Origin of the sequence: Polaribacter sp. WD7 (genome assembly GCF_003335085.1) — a bacterium.
In the GTDB taxonomy this organism is placed as follows: Bacteria; Bacteroidota; Bacteroidia; order Flavobacteriales; family Flavobacteriaceae; genus Polaribacter.
The window spans coordinates 34412-49943 of record NZ_QPEJ01000018.1 but is presented as its reverse complement, the minus strand read 5'-3'; the positions used below and the strand labels follow the sequence as shown (position 1 = coordinate 49943).

Annotated in this window: 15 protein-coding genes; 6 read left to right on the top strand and 9 right to left on the bottom strand. The window is 30.4% G+C overall.

Annotation, left to right across the window (positions count from 1 at the left end; genetic code table 11):
• Positions 1 to 9: 9 nt before the first annotated feature.
• Together DUT90_RS09415 and metG are read right to left on the bottom strand one after the other, a co-directional pair.
• Entirely contained in the window at positions 10 to 912 is a 903-nt protein-coding gene (locus DUT90_RS09415; protein WP_114426934.1) for a histone deacetylase, read from the bottom strand.
• On the bottom strand, positions 912 to 3005 hold the full coding sequence (gene metG, locus DUT90_RS09410; protein ID WP_408962311.1) for a methionine--tRNA ligase: 2094 nt from the start codon (positions 3003 to 3005) through the stop codon (positions 912 to 914). The genes DUT90_RS09415 and metG overlap by 1 nt, the downstream gene beginning before the upstream one ends.
• A 121-nt stretch (positions 3006 to 3126) precedes the next feature.
• On the opposite strand from metG, the gene DUT90_RS09405 reads away from it, so the two are divergent.
• The gene (locus DUT90_RS09405) at positions 3127 to 4110 is read left to right on the top strand and encodes an LD-carboxypeptidase (RefSeq protein ID WP_258848538.1); all 984 of its coding nucleotides are present in this window, start codon (positions 3127 to 3129) and stop codon (positions 4108 to 4110) included.
• Between the two features lies 1 nt (position 4111).
• On the opposite strand, the gene DUT90_RS09400 is transcribed toward DUT90_RS09405, so the two are convergent.
• A complete protein-coding gene (locus DUT90_RS09400; protein ID WP_114426931.1) occupies positions 4112 to 5008 on the bottom strand; it encodes a DUF1207 domain-containing protein in 897 nt (298 codons plus the stop codon).
• 161 nt (positions 5009 to 5169) lie between these two features.
• Here DUT90_RS09400 and DUT90_RS09395 point away from each other — a divergent pair, with 161 nt between their 5' ends.
• Complete coding sequence (locus DUT90_RS09395) at positions 5170 to 5529, top strand: YraN family protein (RefSeq protein WP_114426930.1); 360 nt, start codon at positions 5170 to 5172, stop codon at positions 5527 to 5529.
• 69 nt (positions 5530 to 5598) lie between these two features.
• Positions 5599 to 6498 carry a DMT family transporter gene (locus tag DUT90_RS09390; protein WP_114426929.1) on the top strand — a complete coding sequence of 300 codons (900 nt, stop codon included), beginning with the start codon at positions 5599 to 5601 and terminating at the stop codon, positions 6496 to 6498.
• On the opposite strand, the gene DUT90_RS09385 is transcribed toward DUT90_RS09390, so the two are convergent.
• Together DUT90_RS09385 and DUT90_RS09380 are read right to left on the bottom strand one after the other, a co-directional pair.
• Positions 6493 to 7854, bottom strand: a complete 1362-nt coding sequence (locus DUT90_RS09385) for a thioredoxin family protein (RefSeq protein WP_114426928.1) — start codon at positions 7852 to 7854, stop codon at positions 6493 to 6495. The genes DUT90_RS09390 and DUT90_RS09385 overlap by 6 nt on opposite strands.
• A gap of 42 nt (positions 7855 to 7896) precedes the next feature.
• Positions 7897 to 8253, bottom strand: a complete 357-nt coding sequence (locus DUT90_RS09380; protein WP_114426927.1) for a hypothetical protein — start codon at positions 8251 to 8253, stop codon at positions 7897 to 7899.
• Positions 8254 to 8333: 80 nt separating this feature from the next.
• Here DUT90_RS09380 and DUT90_RS09375 point away from each other — a divergent pair, with 80 nt between their 5' ends.
• On the top strand, positions 8334 to 8849 hold the full coding sequence (locus tag DUT90_RS09375; RefSeq protein WP_114426926.1) for a CvpA family protein: 516 nt from the start codon (positions 8334 to 8336) through the stop codon (positions 8847 to 8849).
• A 49-nt stretch (positions 8850 to 8898) separates the two neighbouring features.
• A complete protein-coding gene (locus DUT90_RS09370) occupies positions 8899 to 9279 on the top strand; it encodes a hypothetical protein (RefSeq protein WP_114426925.1) in 381 nt (126 codons plus the stop codon).
• Here the strand turns inward: DUT90_RS09370 and DUT90_RS09365 are convergent.
• Positions 9266 to 10201, bottom strand: coding sequence for a LysR family transcriptional regulator (locus DUT90_RS09365; protein WP_114426924.1), 936 nt, complete (start codon positions 10199 to 10201; stop codon positions 9266 to 9268). The genes DUT90_RS09370 and DUT90_RS09365 overlap by 14 nt on opposite strands.
• Positions 10202 to 10287: 86 nt before the next feature.
• On the opposite strand from DUT90_RS09365, the gene DUT90_RS09360 reads away from it, so the two are divergent.
• Entirely contained in the window at positions 10288 to 11250 is a 963-nt protein-coding gene (locus DUT90_RS09360) for a sodium-dependent bicarbonate transport family permease (RefSeq protein ID WP_114426923.1), read from the top strand.
• On the opposite strand, the gene DUT90_RS09355 is transcribed toward DUT90_RS09360, so the two are convergent.
• The 3 genes from DUT90_RS09355 to DUT90_RS09345 form a co-directional block, all read right to left on the bottom strand.
• Positions 11251 to 12801 (bottom strand): SulP family inorganic anion transporter, encoded by a 1551-nt coding sequence (locus DUT90_RS09355; RefSeq protein ID WP_114426922.1) that lies wholly within the window; start codon positions 12799 to 12801, stop codon positions 11251 to 11253.
• 185 nt (positions 12802 to 12986) lie between these two features.
• The gene (locus DUT90_RS09350) at positions 12987 to 13739 is read right to left on the bottom strand and encodes a tetratricopeptide repeat protein (protein ID WP_114426921.1); all 753 of its coding nucleotides are present in this window, start codon (positions 13737 to 13739) and stop codon (positions 12987 to 12989) included.
• Positions 13740 to 13741: 2 nt separating this feature from the next.
• Complete coding sequence (locus tag DUT90_RS09345) at positions 13742 to 15505, bottom strand: BatD family protein (RefSeq protein ID WP_309477134.1); 1764 nt, start codon at positions 15503 to 15505, stop codon at positions 13742 to 13744.
• Positions 15506 to 15532 lie beyond the last annotated feature (27 nt).

Here is a 15532-nt window from a genome sequence, read left to right as displayed (position 1 = left end):
TATGAGGCATTAAAAGTATATTTCTTGAGCTAATCTAAAGGTGTTTGCATGTGCATTTACAATAATATTAATATCTTTAGAATAGCCACCGCCCATAGAACACATTACAGGTATTTTGTTATTAAAACAAGTTTGTAATACAAAATAATCTCTCTCTTTACAACCTTCTATAGTTAGTGCTAGTTTTCCTAATTTATCGGTTTCTAAGACGTCTACACCACATAAATAGTAGATAAAATCTGGTTTTTCTTTAAGAATCAATTTAGGTAATGTATTTTTTAAAGTAGATAAGTATTTATCATCTTTTGTATTGTTTTCTAAGGCAATATCTAAGTCAGATTTTTCTTTTACAAAAGGATAATTGCTTTTTCCATGCATAGAAAATGTAAATACAGAACTGTCATTTCCAAAAATTTCTGCAGTTCCGTTTCCTTGATGTACATCTAAGTCTACAACAAGCACTTTACTAACCAGACCTTTGTTTTGTAGATATTTTGCCCCAATTGCCTGATCATTTAACATGCAAAAAGCTTCTCCTCTATTAGAAAAAGCATGATGCGTACCTCCAGCTATGTTCATGGCAATACCGTATTGTAGTGCAAATTCTGAAGCTTTTATTGTGCCGTCTGCAATTATCATTTCTCGTTCTATAAGAACTTCAGATAGCGGAAAACCAATTTTTCTTGCTGCTTTTTGGGGCAGGGTAATGTTTAACAATTCAAAGAAATATTCTGGATCATGAACCGAGAAAAAATGTTTGTTATTTGGAATTTTTGGTTCAAAAAAATTTTCTGAATTGCATGTTCCTTCATACAACAACTGTTGCGGTAACAAATCATATTTTTCCATTGGGAAGCGATGTCCTTTTGGTAATGGGTGTTTGTATATAGGATGGTATGCTATTTTTAGCATTAACTTACCTGTTGCCCATCTTTAACCATTTTTTCAGGTTCTATAAAAGCCAATTTTCCATCAGGAGTATCTGTCATTAAAATCATACCCTGACTTTCTACTCCTCTTATTTTTCTAGGTGCTAAATTTACTAAAACAGAAACTTGTTGCCCTATAATATCTTTAGGAGAAAAACTTTCTGCAATACCAGAAACAATAGTTCTTGTATCTATACCCACATTAACCTTAAGTTTTAATAACTTTTTGGTTTTAGCTACTTTTTCTGCTTCTAAAATAGTACCAATTCTAATGTCTAATTTTGTAAAATCATCAAACTCTATTGTTTCTTTTTGAGGCTCTACAACCTTATTTTCTTGTTCATTAGACAATTTGGTAGCTTCTAATTTTGCCAATTGAGCATCAATGGTTTTGTCTTCAATTTTTGAGAATAGCAATTCTGCTTTATTGATTTGATGACCTGCAGGAATTAATATATCTTTTTGGGTAACGTCGTTCCAAGAGTTCTCGATACGATTCTCCTTTGTCGAATCACTCGAACTGACATTTAAAATTGATTTTAACTTTGTTGATGTAAATGGAATAAAAGGTTCAGAAACAACCGCTAAAGCAGTTGCAATTTGCAGTGCCACATACATAATCGTTTTTACACGCTCTTCATCAACTTTAATTACTTTCCAAGGTTCTTCGTCTGCCAAATATTTATTTCCAAGTCTAGCTAAATTTATTAATTCTTGAGAAGCTTCTCTAAAACGGTACCTCTCTATAGATTTACCAATTGTGTTTGGAAATTCTTTTACAGCAGCTAAAACATCTTCATCAACTTCTGAAAAGTTATTTGGAGCTGGAACAATTCCCGAGTAGTATTTATTAGTTAAAACTACAACTCTATTGATAAAATTACCAAAAATAGCAACCAATTCGTTGTTGTTTTTTGCTTGAAAATCTTTCCAAGTAAAATCATTGTCTTTACTTTCTGGTGCATTTGCTGTTAAGGTATAACGTAAGACATCTTGCTGATTTGGAAATTCTTCTAAATACTCATGCAACCAAACTGCCCAGTTTTTAGAAGTTGATAATTTATTGCCTTCTAAATTTAAAAACTCATTGGCAGGTACGTTTTCTGGCAAAATATAATCACCATGTGCTTTTAACATTGATGGAAAAATGATACAATGAAACACAATATTGTCTTTACCAATAAAGTGTACCATTTTGGTATCGTCTTTTTTCCAATAATCTTCCCAATTTTTACCTTCTCTTGCCGCCCATTCTTTGGTTGATGAAATATATCCAATTGGCGCATCAAACCAAACATACAACACTTTACCCTCTGCACCTTCAACAGGAACAGGAATTCCCCAATCTAAATCTCTGGTTACAGCTCTTGGACGCAAACCATCTTCAACCCAACTTTTTACTTGTCCGTAAACATTAGGTTTCCAATCTTTTTTATGCCCTTCTAAAATCCATTCTCTTAAAAAAGCTTCGTGCTTATCTAAAGGTAAAAACCAGTGTTTGGTTTCTTTTACAGTTGGCACATTACCTGTAATTGCAGATTTTGGGTTAATTAAATCTGTGGCGTTATGAGATGTTCCACAGTTTTCACATTGATCTCCGTAGCTTTCTTCAAAACCACATTTTGGGCAAGTACCTACAACAAATCTATCAGCCAAAAACTGATCTGCTTCTGCATCATACAACTGTGCTGTAACTTCTTCTACAAACTCACCATCATTATATAATTTTGTAAAAAATTCTGATGCAGTTTTATGATGAATTTCTGCAGATGTACGAGAATAGTTGTCAAAAGAAATCCCGAAATCTTCAAATGATTTTTTAATAATAGTATGATACTTATCTATAATGTCTTTAGGAGAAACACCTTCTTTTTTAGCCCTCATAGGTATGGCAACTCCATGCTCATCAGAACCTCCAATAAAAGCAACATCTTTACCAATACCACGTAAATAACGAGCATAAATATCTGCAGGAACGTAAACACCTGCTAAATGGCCTATATGAATTGGACCATTAGTGTAAGGTAATGCTGAAGTAATTGTGTATCTTTTTGGTGCACTCATGCGTTTCTCTATTTTGTGGACTGATTTTTGAACAGCAAAAGTACGAAAAAGCAATTTTTTAAAACCACTGAAAATAAATACATTTACCAATATTCTATTTTTAGATTTTTAACTATTAGAAATTAAACTTATTTTGAAAAAGTACTTCCTTTTGTATGGCTTTTTACTGATGATTTTACCATCTGTAACGGCACAAAAACAACAAATAAAACCACCCTATTTACAAAAGGGAGATAGTATTGTAATTCTAGCACCAGCAGGAATTTTAAAACCAAGCAGAAAACTTGTAATTTTGAAAGCCAAAAAATTAGCAGAAAGTTGGGGGCTACATGTTGCTTTAGGTAAAAATATGTTTCAGCAAGAGCATCATTTTTCGGGTACAGATGCAGAAAGAGCAGCAGATTTTCAGCAAGCGTTAAATAACACAAACATTAAAGCTATTTGGGCTGCAAGAGGTGGTTATGGATCTGTGAGAATTTTAGACAAATTGGCGTATTCTCAATTTTTAAAGCATCCAAAATGGATTATTGGGTATTCAGATATTACTGCTTTTCACAATCATATTCATAATTTAGGAGTAGAAACCATTCATGGAATGATGGCAACCAGTTTGGAAGGTAATCCTCAAGAAATTATTGAAACCATTTCAAGTTTCAAAAGTGCGCTTTTTGGTGAGAAACTAAGCTATACAATTACTTCCTCAAAATACAACAGAAAAGGTGAGGTAAGTGGACAAATTATTGGAGGAAATTTAGCCATTTTAACCTCAATGTTAGGGTCTAAAAGCCAGTTAAACACAGATGGAAAAATTTTGTTTATTGAGGAAATTGGCGAATATAAATATTCAATAGACAGAATGTTGCAAAGCTTAAAAAGAGCAGGGTATTTTAAAAATGTAAATGCTGTTATTGTAGGAAACATGTCATCTATCAAAAAAAATTCTACAAAATGGGGATCATCTATAGAGCAATTAATTTTAGATGTTTTGCCCAATAATATTCCTGTTATATTTGATTTTCCTGCGGGTCATGAAGCAGATAACAGATCTTTAATTTTTGGAAGAAGAGCTCAGTTGTCTATAAATGAGAATGAGGTAACTTTAGAGTTTGAAACGTAAATTACAATTCTAAATTGTAATAATAAGCCAAAGAAACCCAACTTGTTTTTACTTCTCTTTCTAACCTGCTGTAGGGTAGGTGGCCATTGTAGTATTCTAAACGTAAACTGTTATTATTTCTAAAAGCATAGCCAATTCCTCCATTAAAATCAGCATTAAAATTATTGTTTTCTAAAAAACGAACATCATATCCTATAAAAACTCTTTGCCAAAACTTACTTTGAGACCTAAAATTTTTAAAAACACCACCTGTTTGTAAGGTCAATTTTTTACGATTGCTATCTGTTCTAATAATATAAGATACACCTGTGTATACCCCTATATTTTTTGTGTTAAAAGCATATAATACTTCTATAGTTTCATAATTACTTGGGTCATTTGCCCAATAATCTGGATTGGTAATTGTGGTGAATTCATTTTTCAGTAGAAAATCATCACCTAAGTGTGATGATCTGTGGAATAAATTGATGCGTAAAAAGTTACGTTCATTCAATACAAAATCATTATGCAGATATAAAAAATAATCTGTATTAAACAAAGAATGTGTTATGCCACTAAATCTTTCTGAACGTTCTTCACGAAACACAAATTGATTGTCTATAAGACCACTAACTGCTAATTGAAAATTACCTTTAGTGTATAGTTTTTTAAAGACGTTTACCTTTAGATTTACCAAAACTTTATAGGAATTGAATTGAAATCCGCTTGCGGTTTTAGCCAAATTTGGTTTTACAGTAAACACACTACTATTGTCTGTAGGACTAAATACTAAAAAAGGAAAACTTCTGTCTTTTTGACTTAAAAAAGGTTCATAAATATTGTTGTTTTTTTGCGCAAAACAGAAAAAATAACATACAGAAAAACAGTAAAAAAGAAAGGTTTTTTTTGTGGTTGACATTACATATAATTTGATTTTAAAAGTACTAAAATCATTATTATCTACAAGTTCTTATTTTACTTCTGTATGATAGTTATTCTATTTTGTAAATACAATTTTAAAGAATTAAATAAGAAATATAAATGTAAAAGGAATACACATTTTTTTTATACATTAACATTATGGCACAACACAATGAATTAGGAAAAAAAGGAGAACAACTGGCTACAGATTTTTTACTTAAAAAAGACTATGTAATTCTTGAAAAGAACTATAGATACCTTAAAGCAGAAGTAGATATTATTGCACAGAAAAAAAATCTACTTTGTGTAATTGAAGTGAAGACAAGAAGCAGCGTTTATTTTGGAAAACCAGAAGAGTTTGTAAATCCCAAAAAAATAAAACTATTACTTTCTGCAATAGATAATTATGTTGTAGAAAGAGATTTAGATGTTGAGGTTCGTTTTGACATTATTGCCATTATTACAAATAAAAAAGAAACAAAAATTGAACACATAAAAGATGCCTTTTTGCATTTTTAAGTGGCTTAGGTATCGTAATTCTATGTTTATTAGATAAGCTAACGCTTTACCAATTGGTATTTTTAAGTAATGAAAGAAAAACGGTTTTGGATTGGTATTTTATTGGGGGTAATTGGTGTTGTTCTTTTTTCTTCTAAAGCAGTTATGGTAAAGCTGGCCTACAAATATAATGTAGATTCTATTACTATATTATTGCTTAGAATGTTGTTTTCTTTCCCTTTTTACGCTGTAATTGCCTTATTGTATAGTAAAGAAACGAATAATATTCTCATAAAGAAAATAGATTATGCATGGGTAGTTTTTTTTGGTTTGGTTGGGTATTATTTAGCAAGTTATTTTGATTTTGTTGGATTAAAATATATTAAAGCTAGTCTAGAAAGAATCATTTTATTTGTCTATCCTACAATAGTGATTATACTTAATAGGCTGTTTTTGCAACAACCGATATCAAAAAATCAAACAATAGCAATTTTTTTATCTTATTTGGGCATCATCATTGCTTTTTCTAATGAAATTGAAATTTCTGGGAACAATATTTACTTAGGAGGTTTTTTTGTACTGTTAAGCGCAATAACCTACGCATCTTATTTGGTAGGTAGCGGATGGTTAATTCCTAAATTTGGTGTTGTAAAATTTACAGCTTATGCAATGTTGGTTTCCTGTTTCTCAGTATTTATTCATTATAGTTTTATAAATGAAACAGACTTGTTTGCTCTACCTTGGCAAGTCTATGGTTTAGGACTTTTAATTGCAATTTTTGCAACTGTAATTCCTTCTTTTTTAGTAAGCACTTCTATAAAAATGATTAGTTCTTCAAATTTTGCAATAGTAGCAGGTATTGGTCCTATTTCTACGATAATTTTAGCTTCATTTTTCTTGGGTGAAGAACTTAGCCTAATTCAGTTTTTCGGAGCATTACTAGTTATCATAGGAATTATAATTACCTCTATTAAAAAAGATAAACTATAATTCTAAGAATGCTTTTACATCTTTTATAGTATCTGGTTTGGCAATAATTTTCTTGTTGGTATTTAGAATAAAATAGGTAGGTGTAGCCATAATATTATACGTTCTAGCTATTTTATTTTCCCATTTGTTGAGACCTAAAACATGATGCCAATTCGGTAAGTTTGGTATGTAGTTTTTCCAACCAAAATCATCATTTTCTAAAGAAAAAGCAACAACTTTTATAGCATTATTTTCTTGTAAATATTTATGTAACTGAGGTATTTCTCTAAGGCAATGAGAACAACTAGTACTCCAAAAAACCAAAACGTAAGTATCTGCTTCATTTAAAGTTGATAATGAAAAAACCTTATTAGCCTCTTTCCAAGTAAAATCAGGAGCAGTTCTACCAACTTCTGCCATAAAAAGTGCTAACTTTTCAGTTTTATATTTTTTATTCTGAACACCTTCAGGAAGTTTATCATAATAGTTTTCAAACAAATAATCAATTAGAGATACGTTTTTAGTCTTTTCAAATTCGCCAACTAAAAATTCTATTATATCTTTTTTAAAGATTACTTCATTAATTTTAGACATTACGGTATCAACGGATTCTTTAAATAGTCTTTCTTGTACCTCAGTATCATCAGAATAATTGATATAAAAAACGTAATCTGTAATTCTATCTACTAAAAAAGAAGAATTTAAAAGCGTTTTATCATTAAAATCTATTTTATCAAAAAAAGTGTTAACCAAGTTAGACATGTATTGTTGGGCAGATAAAATAAGTTTTTGAGAATTACTTCTAAAAGAGGCTTTTATAAAAGGTTTTATGTATAAATCTTTGGCATCTTCTAAAAAACTTTCTTGAATATTATCTGCTTTTAAAAGTGCATCTTTATATGTAGAGGTTAAATTTAAATCAGGATTTCTGAGAGAAGCAATTTGAACGGAATCTATACTTTGCTGAGCAACTGCAATAGCATCTAAATAATTTTTATAAAAGATATTTTCTTTAGATTCATAAAATTGAACAGATTGGTTTGGGTATTCTGGATGAAATCCAAAACGAACATCTTCTTTGTTAAATATAAAATCTACGAAACCAGAACTTTCTAACTGATAAGTTACTCTGTATGCACCAATCTTAGTATCTTTTGGTAAAGTAAAACTAAAATTACCAACAGCTTGTTTATTACCTTCAACTAAAATAGAATCTATGGTTATTTTAGTGTTTTGCACAAATTTCTGTTTTGCACCTTCAATTTTGTATAATATAACCCAATCGCTTTCTAAAGTTTTTGTCATGGTACCTTGCACAGTATATTGTGCAAAACAGCTAAAACTGAACAACACCAAAAAAGAGAGTATGTTTTTCATTCTTATATTTTTAAGTTAGGTAGTCAATAAGTATACCAAAATTTAATCTAGATAAGATAGTTTTTCAAAGTAATTTACAATGGCTTCTTTCATCAAGATAGTCTGTTCACCAGGTTTCAAATTGGGTAACGTTGTAATAGTTTTGTAGTGAGGCCAACCATCGTCATCAAAAAAATCAAATTCATAATATCCGTATGGCTCAAGTAGTTTGCAAATAGCAATGTGCATTAGGTTTACTTTTTCATCTTTTTTAAAAGTTCTATGACCTTGCCCTAACTCTTGTACACCTACTAAATAAATAATTGCGTCTATATTAAGCATATCACCATCTGCAAATTGAAGTGTTAGTTTTGCTAACAAAACATTCCATTTTTCTTTAAGTGATTTTATCTCTGGCATACTCCTTGTTTAAGAGGTAAATATACAACTCACATTTTTAAATTTTAAAAAAAAGATGTAGGTTTGACCAAATAATATAGATGAATATATTTGATATAGTTATAGCAGCTTTACTACTTTTTGGCTTTGTAAGAGGGCTTATGAAAGGCTTATTTGTAGAGGTAGCATCTTTGGTAGCTTTGGTTGGTGGTGTATATGGTGCTATTCATTTTTCATATTATGTGTCAGATTTTCTAAAAGAATCCGTATCTTGGAAACCAGAATATATAGCATTAACAGCTTTTGCTATAACTTTTGTTATTATTATTCTTTTGATAGCGTTACTTGGTAAAGTTTTAACTAAATTGGCAAACTTTGCTGCATTAGGTATTTTAAATAAGATTTTAGGAGGTGCTTTTGGAGCTCTTAAAATTGCTTTAATTTTGAGTGTTATCTTTATTTTTTTTGGTAAAATGAATGATACAATTCCCTTAATAGAAAAAGAAACGCTAGAAGAATCCATTTTATATTCCCCTGTAAAACAAATAGTACCTGCTATCTTTCCTTCAATAATAAAGAAAGAAAAACAGGTAAAAACCCCTGCTGAAATCGTATAAAATCAGGCAACTTTTTTGTAAATTGCTGCCGTTAAACAAACCATATAAAATGAAAAAAAGTTTTAAAATATTAACATTACTAGGGGTAATGATGTTAATGTCTTTTACTGCTGACAAATGTTTTATTCTAAAGAATAACACATTTACCTATAGAAATTCAAAGAAAGATGTATTAGTAATTTTTAAAGAAAACAAGCACGTAGAATATCATAATGATAAAGAACATTACATAAAGTCTGATATAGAATGGGTAACTAATTGCGAATACTACTTAATTATAAGAGAATGTAATTTGCCTAATTTTCCTTTTAAAATGGGTACAAAAATGCACATTGTAGTAGATAAGGTTAGTGGTAAGAAGGTATATTATACTTCTTCTTTAGGTGGAAGATCTTGGGAAGGAAGAATGACAAAGGTTAAGAAGAAGTAACCACGCTTTTTAACCAATTGAAGTAATTGTTAAAAACAGTTTCTTTTTCAGACTCAACGTACTCTAAAAAAGTTTTTGCTACTGGCGAAAGCTTTTTCTTTTTTAAATAAATAAGTTTCCATTGAGATTTTAAAGGTAAACCTTGAACAGGAATTACTTTTAATTCATTCTGCAATAACTCATTTTTAATACTTAACAAAGAAACAATAGAAACACCAATATCTGCAATAACAGCTTGTTTAATGGCTTCATTAGAAGTTAATTCTAGTTTTATTTTGGGTGATATTTTTGCTTTTCTAAAAAACTGTTGCATGGTATGTCTTGTTCCTGAGCCTTCTTCTCTATAAATTAGTGGAATAGAATTAAAAATAGAATCTCTTTTTTCTTTGTCTGTAAGTTGATTGTCTTTAGAAGCTACCAAAACCAATTGGTTCTCCATAATAGGATGTTCTTTAAGATCTAAATGACTAGGACTTACGGTTACCAGGGAAAAGTCTACTAAGTTTTGCTCCAAGTCTCTAATTACTTGTGTTTTGTTAGAAACATCCATAACCAATTCAACATTACGATGTTGTTTTAAAAAACCATTTAAAAAGAAAGGCATTACATAATTGCCTGTAGATACTACAGATATTTTGAGTTTGCCAGAAAGCAATCCTTTAAAAGCTTCTGTTTTGTATTGAATTTCTTCAGTTTTGTTTAAAATATCACGGGCAATTTGATAAATTTCTTTTCCAAAATCCGTTACATAAAATTGTCTTCCTACGACTTCAGAAAGTGAAATGTCAAATTGATCTTGAAAATTTTTAAGTTGAATTGATGCTGCAGGTTGCGTCATGTTCAACTCTACAGCAGCCTTAGTTATACTGCTATTTTCTACAATAGTGGTAAATACTTTTAGTTGATGTAATGTAAAATTCATAAAAAAAATTAATGTATCGTATAACAAATTTAAATAAAAATATATGAATTATTGCATATAGCTTTGCAGCAACAAAACTTAATATAATGAACATAGATGTATTAATTAGTAATTTAACAAACCCAGTACTCCTATTTTTTGTACTTGGAATTATTGCTACAACCTTAAAAAGTGATTTAAAAATTCCTGAGTCCTCCTCTAAATTTATATCATTATACTTATTATTTGCAATAGGATTTAAAGGAGGTCAAGAATTATCTCATAGTAGTTTTGATGCTGAAATTCTCTACTCTATAGCATTTGCAATTTTACTGTCTACAATTGTACCCGTTTATACTTTTTTTGCATTAAGAAAAAAAGTAGGTGTACCAAATGCAGGTGCTATTGCAGCAGCTTACGGATCTGTAAGTGCCGTAACTTTTGTAACAGCGGTGTCTTTTTTAGAAAATCAGGGTATTTCTTTTGGAGGGCATATGGTTGCTATTATGGCAATTATGGAATCTCCAGCAATAATAGTAGGTGTAGTTTTAATTGTACTTTTTGATAGATCTAAGAAACAAAATAAATCCATTCCTAAACTAGTAGCGCATTCTTTTACAGGAGGTAGCGTATTAATGCTAGTGGGTAGTTTGGTAATTGGTTTAATAGCAGATGCAAGTCAAGCTAGGGGTATAGAACCTTTTACAACGGATATTTTTAAAGGATTTTTATCATTATTTCTTTTAGAAATGGGAATGGTAACTGCAAGCAGAATTAAAGGATTTAAAAAGCACGGAATATTTTTATTCGTATTTGGTATTGTAGTGCCTTTATTAAACGGAATTATTGTTGCATATTTAAGTGGTTTTGTAACTGAAAGTGATGGAAATAGATTGTTATTTGCAATTCTTGGGGCAGGAGCATCTTATATTGCAGTACCAGCCACCATGAAATTGGCAGAACCCAGAGCAGATGCAGGTATTTATATACCTATGGCATTAGGAATTACATTTCCTTTTAATATAACTTTAGGAATGCCTATTTACTATGCAGTAATTCAGATGTTCTAATTATTTTTGAACTCTATCTGCTAAAGGATGATGAGATAGTGCCTGTAAATCTTCTAGATGTAAAATTTCTAAAACAATACCTTGTTGGTCTTTTCTGTTCTGTAAAGCTTTCAAATGTTTAACTACGGTATGTCCAACAAAGGTAGTTTGTTTAAAATTGATACTAATTTTTTTACAAGTTTTAGGCATACTATCTATCTGTTTTTTTAAAGACAAATAATTTGAAAAAGTTTGAGACCCTTCTAAGTTAATCACGGTTTCTGTATCGTTTTGAGCAATGCTTAATTTTGATTGAAAAAACTCGTTTAGTTTTGCACCATTTAGTATTGAAAAAACATAATTAGCTACTATACCAATAGCAATACCAACTATTAAATCTGTAGCTAAAACTGAAATAAGCGTAATGATAAATACTAGAAATTGAATTTTTCCAATGTTGTACATCTCTTTAAATTCTTTTGGAGACGCCAATTTAAAACCAGTAAATACCAACATAGCAGATAAAGCAGAAATAGGAATCATTTCTATAATTACAACACCGATAAAAAGATAAATGAGTAAAAATAGACCATGATAAAAATTTGCCCACTGTGTTTTTGCTCCGTAAGAAATATTAGCAGAAGAACGTACAATTTCAGAAATCATAGGTAAACCTCCAATTAAAGACGCTACAGAAGAACCTAGTCCCATAGCAACTAGATCTCTATCTAAATTAGACTCTCTTTTGTAAGGATCTAAGGTGTCTACGGCTTTGGCACTCAATAAGCTTTCTATACCAGATACCAAAGCAAAACCGATTACAGCTACCCAAAATGCAGATGAAGCAATTTTGCTAAAAGAAGGAAATTGAAACCCCTCATTACCAAATAAATCGTCTGGCATATCTACCATGCTCAAATGTTCTGTACCAATAATTGCAGCTGTAGAAATTGAAAAAATGAGAACCCAAAGCGGAGCAGGTATTGCTTGAAACCATTTCACTTTTACTTTTGGATGAACTATTAAAATGATAATTGTGCCTATAGCAATGAACAAACATTCGAGATTTGTTTCTGTTAATTTCTGTGGCAGCTGTAGTAGCAAAGAAAAGATACTTCCTTTTACAAATGAAATTCCTAATGCAGGAAACAATTGCTTTACAATAATAATGACGCCAATTGCAGCTAACATTCCGTGTACAGCAGGTAAAGGAAAATAGTCTCCTATTTTACCAACTTTCAAAAAACCAAAAGCGGCTACAAACAAACCAGCTACAAAAATTGCACCCAAAGCATTTGAATATCCTAAACTTTCAACAGCACCTAAAGAGATAACAATTAAACCAGCTGCAGGACCACTAATAGTTACAAAAGTGCCAGAAATTCTAGAAGCAAAAATACCGCCTACAATTGCAGTTACCAAACCTGCTAGAGGTGGCACTCCAGAAGCAATTGCAATACCTAAACACAATGGCAAAGCAATTAGAGAAACACTAAAACCTGAGATAATATCTGATTTGAAATGAGATTTTAATGCAGCAAATCCCTTTTTAGGTATATTAGAAGACTTCATTTTTTATACTTAAAAGCATCAAAACGAGCTAGCAATCTAAAAATTGCCAAACGTTTATTTTTTAAACAATTGAATTTAAACCTCTTATAAAACGAAAAAAGATTTTATAAGATGGTTTAAAAATAGAATTAAAAATTAATTTTCTGCTATTTTTAGAATATAAGTTTACAAGAATTAAGACAGCACTAAAGTTCTTTGATTTCAGAAGCAATAATCCAACCTAATTTACCGTCTGCTAATTTTATTTTTTTCCAATTATCAACAGCATCTAAAACCAATACTTTTGTACCTTCATGCAGTACAAAGATTTCTTCAGAATTTAATGTTGGTGCATTTCTTATCTCTGTCTTCTCTGCAAAAACAATTGCTTTTGTATTGTTTTTTGAAAAACTGAATTGGTTATAAGTAATAAAAATTGAACCAATCAATATTAAAAAACAAATGATACTAGTAATAAAAAACAATCTTTTTTTAGATGATGAATATGAAAAATAGTACAATAAGAAAAGTGTAGCAGCTAAAAATGAAAATAGAATAGATACAATTGCCCATTGATTATAGGAAAGCGTTTGTAAATAATTGGTATTTATTTTTTGAAATATAGTTTGAGGTAATGCCTCAATATTATCTAGAGCCAAACGTGTGGCAAATACCAAGTTGTTTGTAACGTCTTCATTTAGCGGATTCAATTGCAGTGCTTTTTCATAATAATAAATAGAAGGCCCTACTTTATTGAGTTTATAATATGAATTTCCTAAATTATAGTATAATTCAGAAGAGGCTACTTTTTTACTTTCAATAGCCTTATATTGTACTATTGCTTCTTCAAATTTTCCATTTTTGTACAACTCATTAGCACTTGTAAATAAACTATCTACACTTTGTGAAAAAAGTGACTGTGCAACTGTAATCAATAGTAAAAACAATATTTTTTTCATCTTTATAATTGTTTATCTAATTGGACAATAACTTGTTTTGCGCGCTCAAATTCTGCTTCCATTTCTGTACTTGTAATTGGCGTGTATCTTGCAAAATCAGAACTTTTTAAAACGTCTATAAATTGTTGTATGCTAGTATCATCTATATTTTTACTTTGTAAAATTTGAGTAATTTTTTCTTTACTAATGTCTGCTGTTTCTATCCCTAATTTTGCTTTTAAATAATTATGTAAAGCACGTTCTAAAGCCTCGTAAAAAGCCTCTTTATTACCCAATTGCTTTTTAGCTTCAGAAAGGTATTTTTTGGCTAACTTTTCTGCTTTTCTTAGTTTATTACCAACAATATCATTGCTTCTTGCTTCGCTTCTTTTTGCAAGAATTACACCTATAGGAATCGCTATTAAAGGTAAAAACAACAGAATGTAAAATAAAGCAGATTTAAAAAAGTCTTTGTTTTCTAAAGACTCAAAAGTACTTTTAGTTTGTATATATCTAAAGTTCTTTCCTGTTAATTTTACAGTCTGTTTTTGTATTTCAGTATTGGTATTCTCTGTGTTGGTTATCAATTCTTTGCCTTCAATTACGTCTACATACAAATCTTCAGAAGATAGTGTATAGTATTTTTTTTCTTTCGGGTTAAAATAAGAGAAGTTTACATTGGGTATCTTATATTTACCTTTGTATTGTGGTACAACAGTATATGTATCTGTTACAGAGCCAGAGATACCTGAAGAAGTAACACGAACTTTTTCTTTTCTTTCTGGTTGATATTTTTCTAGTTCAGTAGGTGTTGTTACCTCTGGTAATTCAAACAATTTTAAATTTCCTTTACCAGTTACGCTAAGTTTAATTTGAGAACTTTCATTAGACTTTAAGATGTCTTTACTAAGGGTTACTGCAAAATTAAAATCACCAACAGCACCCGTAAAATTTTCTGGTTTGCCTTCTAAAGGAAGACGTTTAGGTTGTATTATTTTTTTTGGCGATGCAAACTCTTTTCTAATGTTTCTAGTAATAACGTTACCAAAAAAATCGGCTCTTCCAGTAGGTACCCCAATGACAATATCCATTTTCATAGGGTCAATTTCTAATTTACCCGTTTTTGTAGGAATTAGTAAAGCCTTTTGCAAGACAATATACCTGTAATCTTCTCCATTGTATTTTCCCATTTTTACAGGAAAACCATTAATTTTAATATCTTGATTCCAAAATCCGTTGTATTGTGGTGGTTCAGTTACACTGGTATCGTAAACACTAATATTTTCACTAACATATAATCTATACTCAACATAAATACCTTCACCCACATAAGGACTAGACTTGGAAACTTCTGCAACCAAATGAATATTTTGTTGTGCAATATAATTGGGATCGTTCGGATTTTTTGGCAATTCTACAGCATCTAGAGCAATTACTTTTACAGGTTCTGATTTGATAGTTTTTCCTGCAATTTCTATGCTAGCAGCTCCAATGGTAAGCTCTCCTTTTCTTTTGGGTTGAATAATATAGGTGTACGATTGATTGAAGCTCGCTTTACCATTAATCAAAGATTGACTTATAGACTGACTTGGCCCCCCAACAACCTTAAAATTTGTAAAATTTGGGGGAGAAAAATGATCTCCACCTTGCTTATTGATAGAAAATTCAATTCGTAAACGTTGATTTACACCCAATTTATTTTTGCTCACTTTTGCAGTAAGTTTTGCTTCTTGTGCAAAAACCGAAACTGTAAGTAGCGTTATTAATATTGATATGTAAAATTTCATCTTCATCATCTGTTGCTTAAAATTGGC